Here is a 13,769-nt window from a genome sequence, read left to right as displayed (position 1 = left end):
TGCGTCAGCAGGGCGCGCCGAAGTCCACCGCCGGCGGGCCAGCGACCCTGGCGTTTAGCCCTCCGCCGCAGCCAAGACCGGCGCGGGAGCGCGAGGTCCCGTAGATGCCTTTGGATGCAGTGCGACCCGCACGACCCGCCGCAGTGGGGCGAGCCGTGCACGTCAAAGGCGCGAGCACCTGGCCATGGGGCGCGATGGGGGCCCGCTCGTCGCGGCGATGCGGGTGCGCTGAGTTCTCGCTCGCGACGGGAAAAGTCCGCCGAGCGCCTGCTCTCCCTGCGGTTGGGACGAACGCTAACGTCCCGTCAGGGCGCGGCGCCCGGCGAAGCCGTCCTCGAGCTCATGCCAGTGGCCGACGCGCTTTTCGCCCAGCCGCCAGCAGAGCAAGACCTCGCGCCCGTCCTGGCGCGCGTACCAATCGACGAGGCCCTGATCGAGATCCTTGACCACACAGCCCAGTCGCTCGATGCCCTCGACCTCTTCGGCCAACAGCTCGATCAGACCCTTCGCCGTCGCCCGCGCGCGAAAAAGAGCCGGCGAGAGCGTGGCGTCATCGCCCTCCGCCAGCAGCCGCTGCTCCCCATCGAAGCGGCGCGCGAGCAGCTTGATCTGCACGCGGATCTGCAATACGCGCCCAAAGGCCTGCTCCAACGCTGGCACCAGCGCAGTGGCCTGCTCAACCGTGAAATAGCGCCGTTTCATCAACCGACTCCCGCTCGGGCTTCCCGCTGAGGCGACCGCCCCGCTGCACAGGTGTCCGCCCTACCGCGCGTATCCCGATGGCCTATCCCGCTGGTGTCTCGATGGCCGTGAATGGGGCTTGCCTGCGCTCACGAGCCCGCTACATTAGCGTCGCTGCCTGCCAGCGGAGAACGCCATGACCGCTCGAACCCCGGGCCTCCAAACAGCCGATCGCGCCTTCTACCTCGTGGAACGGCCGCGCCGCAACCGCCAGAGCCTCGGGCTGCGCCGGCTCGTGCGGGAAACCGGACTCGAGCCCGCGCATCTCGTGCTCCCGGTCTTCGTCGCCGAGGGCCACGACCGCCGCGAGCCGATCGCCGCCATGCCGGGCTGCGAGCGCCTCGGAATCGACCACGTCGTCGCGCTGGGCCGCCGCGCCCTGCAGCTCGGCGTGCCAGCGCTCGCGCTCTTTCCGGTCCTCCCCGATCAGCGCAAGGATCGCTTTGCCACCGAGTCGAAGAACCCGGCGGGGCTGTTGCAACAGGCCGTGCGCGCGCTCAAACAAGCCGTGCCCGAGCTGGTCGTGATCACCGACGTTGCGATGGACCCCTACTCGAGCGACGGGCACGACGGCCTGCTCGCGGAGGGCGAGATCGCCAACGACCCCACCCTGCCCATTCTCGCCGCGATGGCGCTCGCCCAGGCCGAGGCCGGCGCCGACCTCGTGGCTCCTTCGGACATGATGGACGGGCGCGTCGGCTTTCTGCGCCAGGCCCTCGATGAGGCCGGCCACACGCGGGTCGGGATCCTGGCCTACTCCGTCAAGTACGCCTCGGCATTTTACGGCCCCTTCCGCCAGGCGCTCGACTCGGCGCCACGCCAGGGGGATAAGCAGACCTATCAGATGGACCCCTGCAACCTTCGCGAGGCGCTGCGCGAGGTGCGGCTCGACGTCGCGCAAGGGGCCGATATCGTCATGGTGAAGCCCGCCTTGCCCTATCTCGACGTCGTCGCCGCCGTGCGCGCCGCCGTCGACGTGCCCGTCGCCGCCTACAGCGTCAGCGGCGAGTACGCGATGATCAAGCATGCGGCCCGCGCCGGTGCCCTGGACGAAAAGGCAGCGTTGCTGGAGAGCCTCCTGGGGATTCGCCGAGCCGGTGCCGACATCATTCTGACCTACGCCGCCCTCGAGGTTGCCGAGCTGCTCCAGGGCGGCCGCGCTTGAGGCCGGTCACGCACGGGCCCGAGCTGCCCGCGGTCGGTGCCGCGGCGCTCGGCCGCGGGGATACGCAGCCATGACGATCGACGAACGCCAGCGGGAGCTCGTAGCGCTCTTCTCCGACGCCAGCGACTGGGAGGAGCGCTACGGCAAGCTGATCGACCTGGGACGCGCGCTCGGCGAGCTGCCAGAGGCGTTGCGGCAGGAGCGCTACCGCGTCCGCGGTTGCCAGTCGCAAGTCTGGCTCCACGCCGCACTGGACGCCGACCAGCGGCACGTCATCTTCCGTGCCGATAGCGACGCGCTGATCGTCAAAGGACTGATCGCCCTGCTGCTGCGCGTCTATTCGGATGCGACGCCTGCGGAGATCCTCGCCTCTCCACCGCGCTTCATCGACGAGCTCGGGCTGGCGCGACACCTCTCGCCGACGCGAAGCAATGGTCTGCGGGCCATGGTCGAGCAGATGGTCTACTACGCCAAAGCCTTCGAGACGCTCCGTCTGGCGCGTGGCCAAGCGGCGCCCTCAACCGGCGGCTAGCACGCGCTCAATCGCCGCGACTCCGGCCCGTAGCGTCTCCGGCGGCACCAGCAGACTCACAATCACGTGGCTCCCACCGCCATCGAAATCGAAGAAATAGCCCGGATGCACCACCACCCGCTCGCGCTCCAGCAGCTCGAGCACTAGGGCCTCCTCGCCTCGCGGCGCGGGAAGCCGCAGCACGCCCGACCAACCTCCGGCCCCCTCGAGCAGCGTCATCGGCGCGCCCGTCTGCCACAGATGGTCTAGCAGCCACGCGCGATTGGCGCGCACGCGCGCGCGCAGCGCCTGCTGGACGGGCAGGCCCAGCGCCAGCAGGCGCGCCGCGGCCAACTGCACGGGCGCGCCGACGGAGAGGTAGGTGTCGGCGATGATCTCCAGCCGGCGCAACGCCGCCTGACGCTGCGCCCGTGGCCCCGCCACGGCAATCCAACCCAACTTGAGCTGCGGCAGGCCGATCAGCTTGGAAAGCCCCCCGAGGTGAAAGCTCAGCACCTCCGGCGCCGTGGTGATCCGCACCTGCGGCTGATCACTCCAGCCGTACTCGTGGAACACCTCATCGCCGATCAACGCGATCCGCCCGCCGCAGATTTCAGCCAGGCTCGTCAGCTCGGCGGCCGTCAGGTAGTGCCCCGTCGGGTTGTTCGGGTTGACGACGATGACCGCGCGCGTCCGCGTGCTGACGCGCGCGCGCGGAGCTCGGCGAGGTCGAGCTGCCAGGCGCCGGCGTAGCGCAGCGCGTAGGGGACAGCCTCCACGCCCTCGAGCCGTAACAGCAGCTCGAAGAGCGGGTAGCTCGGGCGCGGGACCAGGACCTGATCGCCGGCTGAGCAGAGCAGCTTGAAGAGCAGCGCATAGCCCTCGCTGGTGCTGCAGGTCAGCAACAGGTCGCCTGGCCCGCAACACGCGCCGCCGTCGAGCGCGGCCGCGACCGCCGCGCGCGCGCTACGCAGACCACGTGCCTGCGGCGTATGGTGCGCCACCGCGGGATCTGAAAGGGCCTGGGCGAGCTGCCCCGCATCGTAGGACAACCCGACGGCTGTCGGATCCGAGTTCGAGAGGTCGATCAAAGGGACCCGTCGCCGCCGCAGGGCGGCCAAACGCCGCGTCAGCGTGTTCAGGGCAAGGTCGACCGGAAGGCGTTGCGAGAAGCGCAAGGAGGCACCGCGAGACCAGCGCGCCCAGGCGCGCCCGACGACGATAGCGGGTTGCCGCGCGCTGGCAAGCGCCGTGTCGCAGGAAGCCGCGCCGCCGGGCCCCCTGCTTCCTGCTGCGCTGCGCGCCGCGCTGCGCGCCGCGCTTGACAGCCCCGGGCGCTAACTGTTACCCAACGCGTCGCCTGGGGCTGTAGCTCAGCTGGGAGAGCGCATGACTGGCAGTCATGAGGTCGTGGGTTCGATCCCCATCAGCTCCACCGCGGGCCCGACCCGCAAACCGATCCGTCGGGCCCGCACGACCTCCTGAGCGACCTCCTGATCGAGCGCGCACGCCGCCTCCGGCCCTCCACCCACTCAATAGCGCTCGCTTTCTTCGCGCACACGCCTCGCAATGGCTGGTGCTGTGACCGTCATCATGCGACGATTGGACCTCAGTCAGGGTTCCGTCACCAGAGGTTGACGTCCCCCGCGGCGTCAACCTCCAGCGAGGGCGCGATGAGCACAGCGAAGCTAATCTACGACGGGAAGGAAATCGAGCTGCAGGTGATCGAGGGGACCGAGCAGGAGCGCGCGATCGACATCCGAAACCTGCGGCGCGACACCGGGCTCGTGACGCTCGATCCGGGCTACGGCAACACGGGCTCCTGTGTGAGCGCTATCACCTTCATCGACGGCGAGAAGGGCATCCTGCGCTATCGCGGCTACCCGATCGAGGAGCTCGCGCCGCGGGCCCGCTTCACCGAGGTCTGCTACCTGCTGATCAACGGCCGCCGTCCCGACACCGAGGAGCTCAAGCAGTGGCGCTCGCTGATGACCCACCACACGCTGCTGCATGAGGACATGAAGAAGTTCTTCGAGGGCTACCCGCCGTCGGCGCATCCGATGGCGATCATGGCCTCGATGCTCGCTTCCCTCTCGGCCTATTACCCCGACGCGGACACCGACATCGATCTCAACATCGTACGGGTGCTAGCCAAGGCCAAGACGATCGCCGCCTTCGCCTACAAGAAGTCGATTGGGCAGCCCTTCATCTATCCGCTCAACAATCTGAGCTGGCCCGCCAATTTCCTCCGCATGATGTTCGCGGTGCCGACGCAGGACTATGAGGTGCCGAGCGTCGTCGAGGATGCCCTCAACCTGCTGCTGATCCTGCACGCGGACCACGAGCAGAACTGCAGCACCTCGACCATGCGGATGGTCGGCAGCAGCGAGGCCAATCTCTTCGCCTCGGTAGCTGCGGCTACCTGTGCCCTCTGGGGCGCGCGGCACGGCGGCGCCAACCAAAACGTGATCGAAATGCTCGAGGCGATCCAGGCCGACGGCGGCGACTACCAGAAGTTCCTCGATAAGGTGAAGGCCAAGGGCTCGACCGTCAAGCTGATGGGCTTCGGCCATCGCGTCTACAAGAACTTCGATCCGCGAGCCAAGATGCTCAAGGAGGCGGCCGAGCGGGTCTTCAACGCCCTCGGCATCCACGACCCCCTGCTCGACCTCGCGGTCAAGATCGAGGAGGCAGCGCTGAAGGAGTCCTTCTTCATCGAGCGCAAGCTCTACCCCAACGTCGACTTCTATAGCGGCGTGATCTACCGGGCGATCGGCATTCCGACGAACATGTTCACCGTGATGTTCGCGCTCGGACGGCTGCCGGGCTGGATCGCCCATTGGAAGGAGATGCGGGAGGAGGCAGACTTCCGGATCCAGCGGCCGCGTCAGGTCTACACCGGCGAGCAAAAGCGCGCCTTCGAGGATCGCCACACCAAGTGGATGTAGGGCGGCCTGGTCGATCGACCCGCACCATCTTCCCAGGCGCGCCGTTCACGTCACGTGCTTCACGTCGCCTGATTCACGTCGCGGCATTCACCTCGAGCCCTTCAGGCCGCGCCCCGGCGACCCATCGGCCCCGGCGACCCGTCTGCGCGCCTTAAGTTCTCGGCCGCCACGTCGATACCATGGGGGAGCGCGGCGGCGGGTCGCGCTGCCTTTCGGCGGCTACACGAACGCGCGCGGAGTTCCGGCCGACATGTCGCATGCTGCGGATTATCGCGTCCTGCTCGTCGACGACGAGCCCCTGATCCTCAGGAGCTATCGCCGCATCCTGCAACCCCTCGGCGCCGATCTGACGCTCGCCGCCAGCCCCGAGCATGGACTTCAGTCGCTGCGAGAGCGCCCCTCCGACGTGATCGTCGCCGACTACCGCATGCCCGGCATGAACGGCGGCGAGTTCCTCGAGCGGGTGCGCCGCGAGTGGCCACAAACGCAACGTATCCTCGTCACCGCCTCATCGGATGCGCAGATGATCGAGGACGTGATGCGGCGTGGCGGCATCTTTCGCCTGCTGCTCAAACCCTTCGAGACGCAGAAGCTGCGCGAGGTGGTCACGGCCGCGCTCGACGAGAGCCGCCAGCAACGCGAGCTACGGCTCCGCAACGCCGCGCGCGAGCTCGATCTGCAGACCTACCGCCACACCTTCGCCAGCGCGCTCGACCCGATGATGATCGCCGATCTCGACGGCAACCTGCTGCAGATCAACGAGGCGTTCGCCCAGATCTACGGCGTCGACCGTCACGCGGCGCTGCTGCGCCGCCCGACACTCGTCAGTGGACTGGACCTGCGCGGCACCGATTGGCACGCCATGCACGCGATCCTCAGCCGCACCGGCCATTGGTCGGGTGAGGTGGGAAACAACGGGAAGCTCGCGCTGCTCAGCATCTCGCGCATTACCAACGACACCGGCGTGGCCTACGCCTACGGCGCGGTCGAGAAAGACGTCACGGCGCGCCAGCGCCTCGAGGAGCAAACACGCGCGGCGCAGTACGAAGTCATCCTCGCCCTCGCCCGGCTCGCCGAGTATCGCGACCCGGAGACGGGCGCTCACCTCGACCGCATCCGCAACTACTGCCGCGCGCTGGCCACCCAGCTCGCGACGAACCCGCGCTTTACCGAGGAGGTCGACGGCGCCTACATCGAGAGCCTCTACTACTCGAGCCCGCTGCACGACATCGGCAAGGTTGGCGTTCCCGACGCGGTGCTGCTCAAGCCGCAGCGCCTCACGGCCGACGAGTGGCAGGTGATGCAGCGCCACACGTTGATCGGCGCCGAGGTGCTCGCGGCCGCCGGCCGCTCGCTCTCGGAGAAGAGCTGGTTGACCCTCGCGCTGACGATCGCCCACCAGCACCACGAAAAGTGGGACGGATCGGGCTATCCCCGCGGTCTACGGGGCACCGAGATCGACCTCTCGGCGCGCATCGTGGCCCTGGCCGACGCCTACGACGCGATCACCTCCCGGCGCTCCTACAAGGACCCACTCAGCCACGACACGGCACGACAGCGGATCTTGGCCGACGCCGGCACGCACTTCGATGCCGACGTGGTCGCCGCCTTCGTCGAGAGCGAGGAGGAGTTCCGGCGCATCCGCGAGCGCTACGCCGACGCGGCGGAGCTAAGCTCGCAGCTCGACGAGGCTGCACCGGTCCGGCGCAGCACGAGCTGCTGAGCGCGACCACAGCGTGCGCCTAGCCTGCCGCAAGGACTGCTCTGGCGCCGCGCTCCACGGCTCTGATTGGCGGCGACGCGTGACGGTTCACCGGGCGCAGCGAGCACCGCGTCAGGGGCCAACGATCAGTGTGCCCGAGACGCCGACCGCCCACGCCCTCGGCACCGGCGCCAAGCCGGCGTCCGGGACGCCGCCATCCGGCACCGAGGCGTCGACCAAGGTGCCCCAGACGCCCTCGAGCCGATGACGCGTGACGCAGCCGATCAGGTCGATAGCCGCGCCGCGGCTGAACGACGGTCCGCCCTGAACGCGCATCAAGAGCCCGTCCCAACCTACCACGTAGGCCGTCGACCGATCGTTGGCCGGCCCCCAGATCTCGCGTAGCACCTGACGTGGTGCGCCCTCGATCGCGCTCCAGCCCGCAGCGCTGCGGTGCAGCAGCGTCCCGTTGACCCCGACGGCGTAGACGTCGTCGGCAGCATGCCCCCAGACGCCGCGGAGCGCGCGCGCGACGCCGGTCTGTTGCTTGGCGAGCCCGGCGCTGGAGCCAAAGAGCGCCGTGCCGAAGGACCCGACGACAAAGACTTGGCTCGGGCTCGCGCCCCAGACCGCGAATAGGTCCTCCGGCACGCCGGTGGCCACACGCCGCCACTTCTGCTGCTCCCAGAACGCCACGAAGCCATCATCCCCCACGGCCACCGCAGTATCCGTCTGACCGTTGGCGCCTGTCGCCCAGACGCCCCAGAGGCTGGGCCGTCGCGCGACCCCGGCATCCCCGGGCGGCAAGACACCAGCGTCGCCCTCCGCGAAGAGCGCATCGGGCGGCGAGCGATCGGCCCATTCGTGACCGTCGTAGTGCAAGACGGTGCCGTGCAGACCGCAGGCCCAGACGTCCTCGGGTCCCGTGCCCCAGACAGACGTCAGCTGCTCTACGGTCGGACTGGTCTGGCGCACCCAGCTCGTGCCGTCGAAGAAGAGCACGGTGCCCCCGGTCCCCACCGCCCAGACCGCGGCGCCAGACGCGCCCCAAATATCAAATAGGTTGAAGGCGTCGCCGCGATCATCAGCGATCACCGCCGGCGGCAGCGCCAGCGTGCGCCAGGCGTGCGCACCGGCGTCGCAGCTGCCGAGTGCGAGGTCGCGCGCCCCGGCGCCGCCGTCGAGCTGTGCACGGTCCTTCTCCTGGCAGCCAACGCCGGCCGCCAGCAGCCAGCTAAGCGCCAAGGTGACGCCCAACACCGCGACGGCGAGGCCCCCTACCGTCCGCGCCACGCGCTGGCGAGCCGGCACGGGCGCCGAGTCGAGACTGCTGGAGCTACTGACGTCCGCTGCTTCGCGCTCACGCACTTCCATCGCTTCACCCTGCTTCATTGGCCGCTATTCAAGGCCATCCGCCGTGCCCAAGGACCCGCCTCCGTGGACGGGATCGAGACGCACGGCGACCGTGCGCACCTGCGCCGGGGCGATTGCCACAGTGACTTCCTTGCTCAAACCCAGCTCCGTATTGACAAAGCGCAGCCGCCGGCGCCCCGCCGCGACCTTCACGCGGTAGAGCGGCGTGTTTCCGCGCAGGCGCCTTCCGTCGACATAGACGACCGACCATGGCCAGCTATTGCAATTGAGATAGGCCGGTGTGCGGGCCGGCGCCCGCCCTGCTTGAGCTCGGGTGTCGTCGGGCCAGTCGTCGGGCCAGTCGTCGGGCCAGTCGTCGGGCCAGTCGTCGGGCCAGTCGTCGGGCCAGTCGTCGGGCCAGTCGTCGGGCCAGTCGTCGGGCCAGTCGTCGGGCCAGTCGTCGGGCCAGTCGCGCCCCCTGCCGCCAGGGCGGCCTCGTCGTCGTCGTCCTGCGCGCTGGCGCGCAGCGACGCTGGTGTCAGATGCTCGGTCGGCTCCGGCATCGGGCCGAGATCGACCGCCACCGTCGGCTGCACGGGAGGTGCACGCCCAACCCAGAGGCCGAGGGCTACCAGCGCCGCGAGCGCCAGCCCCAGACCAGTCGCGCCACTCGGCCGCCAGCGACCGCGCGACGGCGGCGCCAGCCGGCGCGCCGCCGTCGCGCCGATCGGTCCGATGGCCACCGTCGCCATCGCCAGCAGCTTCTCCGTCGACGCTACATCGGCCACCTTGACGCCCGCACGCGAAAGCTGGAAGAGCAGCCGATCGCGCAGCGCCAACGGGCCCTGATCCGCCTGGACCTCCCAGGCGAAGAGCGTCCGCAACAAGGACGCGAGGCTTGGCGCCGTGAAGTCGGGCGCGAGTCGGTGCAGCACGCCCGCGAGGCCCACCTGGAGGTCCTCCGCCCGCTGGTAGCGGTCGGCCGGATCCTTGGCCAGCGCCTTGAGCACGATCGCGTCGAGCGCCGCATCGAGCGCCGGGTTGAGCTGGCTCGGCGGCTCGAGGTGCAACGCGCAAACCCGCTCGAGGGTCAGCGTATCCGTCGCCGCTTCGAAGGGCCGTGTGCCGGTCAACATCTCGTAGAGCACGGCCCCCATCGCAAAGATGTCGCTGCGCGAGTCGCCGCCGCTCCCCTGAGCCTGTTCGGGCGAGAGGTAGCACGGCTTACCGCGCAGGACGGCCTCTCCGCCCGGCGCCTTGCTCGCAGCCGAGGCGATGCCGAAGTCGGCCAGCTTCACCTCGCCGTTGTAGGAGATCAGCACGTTGTGCGGCGAGACGTCGCGATGGACGACCGCCACCGCGCGGCCGGCCGCATCGGCGTAGCCGTGGGCGTACTGCAGTCCGCGACAGATCTCCGCCGCGATGTAGAGCGCGGCGGGCACCATCAAGACCACGCCCGCCTCCTGCACGCGCTGCAGCACCCGCGCCAGGTTCTGCCCATGGACGTACTCCATCGCCAGGTAATAAACGCCGTCGACCTCGCCGAAGTCGAAGACCTGGGTGACGTTGCCGTGGGTCAATGGCAGCGCGACGCGCGCCTCGCTGACAAAGAGCGCGATGAACTCGGCGTGCTGCGACAAGGTGGGCAAGATGCGCTTGATGCAGAGCAGCTTCTCGGTGCCGGCCGCCCCGGCGAGGCGCGCGCGAAAGACCTCGGCCATGCCGCCCCGACCGACGAGCTCGAGCAACTCGTAGCGACCGAAGCGGGTCGGGGTAGCGCTACCTGCGTCGTCCATGCATTCCTTCTCGACCCGGCGATGAGTCATCGTGATGCGGGAACCCTGCCCGTGGGCCGCGGCGGCTCCCCACCTGGCGGCATCCATGCGCAGCGGGCGCTGGGATCAGCGCTCCCTTCCGTGCTACCGTGCGGGAGCGATTCGGTGGCAATCGTGATCCCAGCATAGCGAGAGACGATGAGGCCTCGCAAGCCAGTCCTGAGCAGCGCGCGACTCATCCTCCCCACGGGGCGCACGCCGCACCGCGCCGTGCGGCGATGGCGACCCTTGTCGTGGGCCGCCCTGCCATTGCTCGCCGTGCTCGCAGCATCCTGCACCGACGCCGGCGTATACCGCTCGCGCCTGGCCCCCTTCCAGGCCAACAAGCTCGCCGTGACGGGGACCGTCTGCAGCGACGATCCGCGTCAGCGCAACTTCCCGGTCAAGGTGATGTTCGTCATCGACACGAGCCAGTCGCTCGTCGATCCGGCCAATGATCCGACGGGTCTCCGCGGCAAGGCTGTCAACGATGTCATCACGCTCTGGAGCCGCAACCCCAACTACTCGTTCGGCGTGATCGAGTACGGCGGGCGCGCCGTCAACCGCATCGACGGCGGCTTCACCCGTGACACCTCGTTACTCAACGCGGCGGCGACAGCGGTCCAGGCGAGCAGCGGGGGCTGCCAGGGCGTCCGCTGCCGCGACCTGCGCTCGGCGCTGAGCCTAGCGTCGAGCATCATCACGGGTGACGTGCTTGGCGGCGACCCGGGGGTCGTGTCGCGCACGTCCTACGCCGTCGTCGTCTTCGCCGGCGGGGGACCGGTCCCGGCGATCAATCGCTGCGCCTGCCGCGATCCAGCCGTCGAGGCCGCCGGTTGGGCCGGCTGCCCGTGGACTGAATGCGACGACCCCTCCGCGCCCAACAGCGTGACCTGCGGCAACGCCCCCTGCGCCGACACCTTCACCCAATGGGTCGTACCAACCGCTCCCGCGGACTTCGGTGTCGACCCGGCGACGCTGGCGGGGCGCACGTGCAAGCTCACCTGCGTCTTTCCGGCGGGCGGCTTCGCCCGCTCCTGCGAGGAGCGACAGCTCGTGGGGGCCGTGCGCGAGCTGCGCGAGTTCGTGCTCAAGAACGGCGCGTCCGAGCTGCAGCTGCACACGACCTACCTCGCCGACCGCGCGACACGCGGTGCCACCGACTCATTTCGCGCGCCCTCATGCATCGTCAGCGGGGTGGAGCGCGGCGCCGAAGCGGACCGAGCGCGCGCGGTTCATCTGCTCAGCGAGATGGCCTTCGCCGGCGGCGGGAGCTTCCTCGAATACGCGGTGCCCGAGGCGATCTCGTTCAACCACGTCGACCTCTACACGGCGCGCGAGCCGCTGGTGATCAAGGAGCTCGTGGTCGTCAACAACAGCGTCGTGCCCGGCGGCACCGGACCGGTGGCCGATTCCGATCAGGACGGCCTGAGCAGCGATAACGAGCGCGCCCTCGGCACCTGTCCCGAGGATCCAGACACCGACGGCGACGGGGTCGGTGACGGCATCGAGGTCAAGCTGGCTAGCGATCCGCTCGGCGCCACTCAGCCGATCGAGTGCATCGATCTCCCGACCACCACCCGCGACGATCTCGACCCCTGCGATCCGGCCGGCGGCAGCAAGCGCTGGCGCCTCTACGGCGATCGCGATCGCGACGGGCTGAACGCCTGTGAGGAGCGGCTCCTCGGCACCCACGACTCGCTCTTCGACACCGACGCCGACGGCCTCCCGGATCGTGTCGAGTTGATCGCGGGCACCAACTACCTCGCCGTCGATCCGCTCGACGACGCCGATCTCGACGGGCTGCTCAACCGCGTCGAGGTGCGTGGCCACACCGACCCGCGGGCCAACGACTCGCAGCGCCAGCTCGACCTGAGCTACCGCTATGAGGAGGTCGACGAGGGTATTCGGACGGTCATCAGCGTCAGCCAACCGACCGCGATTACCGGCGTGACGATCAAGAGCGCCTCGGCGGACAGCGAGCCAGGGGTCGGCTACCTGCGGTTCGATCCGGGGCCGCCCGCGACGCTCTCCTGGCGCGACCCCGGCGACCTCACGACGGGCGGCGACTTCGGCCCGCCGGTTGACATCAGCCAGGCCTCCGGCGCGGGCGTCCGGCTCGTCTCGGGCAACGGATCCTTCCTCACTGCCGCCGTCGACGGGCCCTCCTACTACATCCCCTTGGCCGCGGTCGATCGCCTCGTGATCAGCGGCGCCGAGCGCAACTGCCTGCGCTTCCGCGTGCGCAACATCACGCTGGTGGAAACGACCCCGGCCTGGTATTCGGCGCCCCAGGCGTTGCTGCGCAGCCAGCGCGGCGACAACACGGTGCAGCTCTACTTCGCGCAAGCCCCCCGCGACGCCAAGAGCAGCTACGGGATCTTCCGCAGCGCCAGCACCGTCCTCAACTACCTGCGCGGCCCGCCGGAGCGGCGCACACCCAAGACCCCGGAGCTGACCTTTGCCGATGAGGACTTCGTCATTTTCGAATAGAGAGCGCGCCCGCGGCGGACTCGGCCTGAGCCTGCGGCTGCTGGCCAGCGTTGCGCTCGCAAGCACGGTCATCGCCTGCAGCGGAGAGGGTGGCGGCGGCGCCTGCCTCGAAGAGGCCCCGCCCGCGCTGGACAGCGTCGCCGACGACGTCATACGCGTCGCCCAGACGCAGCTCGAGCCCCGCCGCGTCTATGACGCCACCGGTGTCAGCACCGAGACGGCGCTGGTGGCCTTCGCCAGCCTCGATCTTTCGACAGGTGCGACCTCTTCACGCCTCCCCGCGCCCTGCTGTGGCGTCACCTCCTGCTTCCTGCTCACCGGTGAGCCGACGCCGCGCTGCCCCGCCGAAACGGGTGGCCCCTGCGGGAGCACCAGCTGTCAGACCGACAAGGAGGTCTGCGTCGCGGGTGCCTGCGTGCCCTGTCAATCGACGCCGCTCGCGGTCGAGGCCGTGACACTCGAGGGCCTGGCGTCCGGCGTGATGGCGCTCGACGCGCTCGACGCCACGCACGCGCGCTGGGGCAAGACCACCGCCGCGCCGCCGCTCTTTGGGGCGGAGCCGATTACGGTGCGGGTCGCTGGGACCGGATCGAGCGAGGCGCTACCGAGCTACGAGCAACGCCTCGATCCTCCCGCGCCATGGTCGCTGCTGGAGCCGGATCCGCTGGTGCCCGGCGCCATCGGAGACACTGACCTGCCGCTGCGATGGACCCCGGGGAACGGCGACTGGGTCGAGGCCCGACTGCGCGGCGCGACCGACGCGAGCCGCGACGCGGTCGTTTGCATCGGCCGTGACGACGGCTGCCTGACGCTCCCGATCGGCGCCATCGAAACGATCAGCCTCAATCTCCAGCCAAGCGACAAGCTCAAGCTGAGCCTGCGACGCGTGCGCTCGCTGACCACCAGCCTGCCCGTCACCCAAGGGTCGCCGGCCGCCACGCAGATTCGCGCCACCACAATGATCGAGTTCCAGCTCGGTCAGTAGCGCGCCAAGCCGGGACCTCGCGGCTCGCGCGCCGCCCGACGCCCTTGGCCCTGGGGC

At 69.5% G+C, this 13,769-nt stretch carries 11 protein-coding genes and 1 tRNA gene; 7 read left to right on the top strand and 5 right to left on the bottom strand.

Annotation, left to right across the window (positions count from 1 at the left end; all coding sequences use genetic code 11):
- Positions 1-294 precede the first annotated feature (294 nt).
- Positions 295-702 (bottom strand): DUF2203 domain-containing protein, encoded by a 408-nt coding sequence (locus tag IPL40_15375; GenBank protein MBK8482520.1) that lies wholly within the window; start codon positions 700-702, stop codon positions 295-297.
- A gap of 175 nt (positions 703-877) precedes the next feature.
- Between IPL40_15375 and hemB the strand changes: the two genes are divergently transcribed.
- Complete coding sequence (gene hemB / locus IPL40_15370) at positions 878-1,906, top strand: porphobilinogen synthase (protein MBK8482519.1); 1,029 nt, start codon at positions 878-880, stop codon at positions 1,904-1,906.
- A gap of 70 nt (positions 1,907-1,976) precedes the next feature.
- Positions 1,977-2,438, top strand: a complete 462-nt coding sequence (locus IPL40_15365; protein MBK8482518.1) for a SufE family protein — start codon at positions 1,977-1,979, stop codon at positions 2,436-2,438.
- Here IPL40_15365 and IPL40_15360 read toward each other — a convergent pair.
- Positions 2,424-3,008 (bottom strand): aminotransferase class I/II-fold pyridoxal phosphate-dependent enzyme, encoded by a 585-nt coding sequence (locus tag IPL40_15360; GenBank protein ID MBK8482517.1) that lies wholly within the window; start codon positions 3,006-3,008, stop codon positions 2,424-2,426. The genes IPL40_15365 and IPL40_15360 overlap by 15 nt on opposite strands.
- Positions 3,009-3,058: 50 nt before the next feature.
- On the bottom strand, positions 3,059-3,595 hold the full coding sequence (locus IPL40_15355) for an aminotransferase class I/II-fold pyridoxal phosphate-dependent enzyme (protein MBK8482516.1): 537 nt from the start codon (positions 3,593-3,595) through the stop codon (positions 3,059-3,061).
- Positions 3,596-3,779: 184 nt separating this feature from the next.
- Between IPL40_15355 and IPL40_15350 the strand changes: the two genes are divergently transcribed.
- The 3 genes from IPL40_15350 (at position 3,780) to IPL40_15340 (ending at position 7,088) form a co-directional block, all read left to right on the top strand.
- A tRNA-Ala gene (locus IPL40_15350) sits at positions 3,780-3,852 on the top strand.
- A gap of 238 nt (positions 3,853-4,090) precedes the next feature.
- On the top strand, positions 4,091-5,365 hold the full coding sequence (locus tag IPL40_15345) for a citrate synthase (protein ID MBK8482515.1): 1,275 nt from the start codon (positions 4,091-4,093) through the stop codon (positions 5,363-5,365).
- A 250-nt stretch (positions 5,366-5,615) separates the two neighbouring features.
- Positions 5,616-7,088 (top strand): response regulator, encoded by a 1,473-nt coding sequence (locus tag IPL40_15340; GenBank protein MBK8482514.1) that lies wholly within the window; start codon positions 5,616-5,618, stop codon positions 7,086-7,088.
- Positions 7,089-7,199: 111 nt separating this feature from the next.
- On the opposite strand, the gene IPL40_15335 is transcribed toward IPL40_15340, so the two are convergent.
- Positions 7,200-8,459, bottom strand: coding sequence for a hypothetical protein (locus IPL40_15335; protein MBK8482513.1), 1,260 nt, complete (start codon positions 8,457-8,459; stop codon positions 7,200-7,202).
- Positions 8,460-8,629: 170 nt separating this feature from the next.
- On the bottom strand, positions 8,630-10,216 hold the full coding sequence (locus IPL40_15330) for a serine/threonine protein kinase (GenBank protein ID MBK8482512.1): 1,587 nt from the start codon (positions 10,214-10,216) through the stop codon (positions 8,630-8,632).
- Between the two features lie 177 nt (positions 10,217-10,393).
- On the opposite strand from IPL40_15330, the gene IPL40_15325 reads away from it, so the two are divergent.
- Both IPL40_15325 and IPL40_15320 read left to right on the top strand, forming a co-directional pair.
- Positions 10,394-12,727: a VWA domain-containing protein gene (locus IPL40_15325; protein MBK8482511.1), complete on the top strand. Its 2,334-nt coding sequence runs from the start codon at positions 10,394-10,396 to the stop codon at positions 12,725-12,727.
- Entirely contained in the window at positions 12,702-13,712 is a 1,011-nt protein-coding gene (locus tag IPL40_15320; GenBank protein MBK8482510.1) for a hypothetical protein, read from the top strand. The genes IPL40_15325 and IPL40_15320 overlap by 26 nt, the downstream gene beginning before the upstream one ends.
- Positions 13,713-13,769 lie beyond the last annotated feature (57 nt).

The organism is Pseudomonadota bacterium (assembly GCA_016711215.1).
Classification (GTDB): domain Bacteria; phylum Myxococcota_A; class Polyangia.
Note: the sequence above shows the minus strand (reverse complement) of the source record. Positions and strands in the feature narration are given on the sequence as shown.

Bases quoted from the DNA above. Each gene is read 5' to 3' on its own strand.
- IPL40_15375 (MBK8482520.1), bottom strand. From the start codon at position 702: ATGAAACGGCGCTATTTCACGGTTGAGCAGGCCACTGCGCTGGTGCCA.
- hemB (MBK8482519.1), top strand. From the start codon at position 878: ATGACCGCTCGAACCCCGGGCCTCCAAACAGCCGATCGCGCCTTCTAC.
- IPL40_15365 (MBK8482518.1), top strand. From the start codon at position 1,977: ATGACGATCGACGAACGCCAGCGGGAGCTCGTAGCGCTCTTCTCCGAC.
- IPL40_15345 (MBK8482515.1), top strand. From the start codon at position 4,091: ATGAGCACAGCGAAGCTAATCTACGACGGGAAGGAAATCGAGCTGCAG.
- IPL40_15340 (MBK8482514.1), top strand. From the start codon at position 5,616: ATGTCGCATGCTGCGGATTATCGCGTCCTGCTCGTCGACGACGAGCCC.
- IPL40_15335 (MBK8482513.1), bottom strand. From the start codon at position 8,459: ATGAAGCAGGGTGAAGCGATGGAAGTGCGTGAGCGCGAAGCAGCGGAC.
- IPL40_15330 (MBK8482512.1), bottom strand. From the start codon at position 10,216: ATGGACGACGCAGGTAGCGCTACCCCGACCCGCTTCGGTCGCTACGAG.
- IPL40_15325 (MBK8482511.1), top strand. From the start codon at position 10,394: ATGAGGCCTCGCAAGCCAGTCCTGAGCAGCGCGCGACTCATCCTCCCC.
- IPL40_15320 (MBK8482510.1), top strand. From the start codon at position 12,702: ATGAGGACTTCGTCATTTTCGAATAGAGAGCGCGCCCGCGGCGGACTC.